This window comes from Niastella vici, assembly GCF_002077945.1.
Taxonomy (GTDB): Bacteria; Bacteroidota; Bacteroidia; order Chitinophagales; family Chitinophagaceae; genus Niastella; species Niastella vici.
In genome coordinates this window covers 1-1,215 of record NZ_LVYD01000004.1, presented here as the reverse complement: position 1 = coordinate 1,215, position 1,215 = coordinate 1, and the positions used below count along the sequence as shown (strand labels likewise).

Here is a 1,215-nt window from a genome sequence, read left to right as displayed (position 1 = left end):
ATGCCTTTACAGGAGAAACTGGCTTTTGATGCAAAGCACATCTCCGAAACAAAGGAAATCGACCATCAAAGAGAACATTTCCAATCCTTTTCAAATAACTTCTATAAACTGGCCAAAGCAGTAAAGCTGTCTGACCAACCCGTTTACCAGGCATATTGCCCTATGAAAAAAGCATTTTGGCTAAGCAGTGAAGCAGCCATCAAAAATCCCTACTTCGGTGCCCAGATGCTTACATGCGGTAAGGTAAGTGATACGATAAAATAATGCTCATGTAATCCATGCAGCAGCTATACGCACTAATCCGCCTAGCTGCTGCCAATCAATTAGTCAACTAAAAAATTTAAACAATGAATTACTTTCTTTTAATAGCAGCCATTAGCATCACCGTATTTACTGCCTGCAATAACAACAGTAACAGCGGGTCAAAAGCAGGAATTGACAGTGCGCAACCCAAACTGGAGACACCGGCCATGGCAGAAATAAAAACTACAGCCCCTATTAAGGACATTCTAAGTGGTTATTTACAGTTAAAAAACGCACTGGTTAATGATAACGGCAGCGACGCTGCCACTGCGGGTAACACCATGGTAGTAGCTTTTCAAAAGTTTGACAAATCTGCGTTGACCGCCGACCAGAAAAAAGTATATGAAGATGTGGAAGACGATGCCAGGGAACATGCAGAACATATTGGCAAAAACGGCGGCAATATCCCACACCAACGGGAACACTATGATATGCTGAGTAAGGATATGTATGAACTGGTAAAAACGTTTGGCGCCGGACAATCTTTGTACCAGGACTCCTGCCCTATGTACAATGATGGAAAAGGCGCCACCTGGCTTAGCGAAGTAAAAGAAATCAGGAATCCTTACTTAGGCAAAAAGATGCCAACCTGTGGCACAGTAAAGGAAGAGTTAAAATAAACCATCAAACATGAGCCCTATAAAAAAAATGTTGTTAGGAGTACTGATTGTTTTTGTTGTTATCCAGTTTATACAACCTGCCCGTAATAAAAACGGGCAGGTATTAGCAGCAGATATTTCAAAAATGTATAGCCTTCCTGAGAATGTACAGGCTACACTGAAAACTGCCTGCTACGATTGTCACAGCAATAACACCCAGTACCCCTGGTATGTCAATATACAGCCGGCGGGATGGATGTTGGCACGCCATATTAAACAAGGAAAGGCGGAGTTGAACTTTAGCGAGTTTGGA

Annotated in this window: 3 protein-coding genes; all 3 read left to right on the top strand. The window is 42.3% G+C overall.

What is annotated here, in order from left to right; all coding sequences use genetic code 11:
* The coding region (locus tag A3860_RS05460; protein ID WP_081145552.1) for a DUF3347 domain-containing protein at positions 1-264 on the top strand (264 nt) is incomplete at its 5' end.
* Positions 265-347: 83 nt separating this feature from the next.
* Positions 348-923: a DUF3347 domain-containing protein gene (locus A3860_RS05455; RefSeq protein WP_081145551.1), complete on the top strand. Its 576-nt coding sequence runs from the start codon at positions 348-350 to the stop codon at positions 921-923.
* A 10-nt stretch (positions 924-933) separates the two neighbouring features.
* Positions 934-1,215: heme-binding domain-containing protein (locus A3860_RS05450; RefSeq protein ID WP_173820176.1), on the top strand; the 282-nt coding region annotated here is incomplete at its 3' end.

What these genes read in the sequence shown, in the direction of transcription:
- A3860_RS05455 (WP_081145551.1), top strand. Translation starts at nt 348, where the DNA reads ATGAATTACTTTCTTTTAATAGCAGCCATTAGCATCACCGTATTTACT.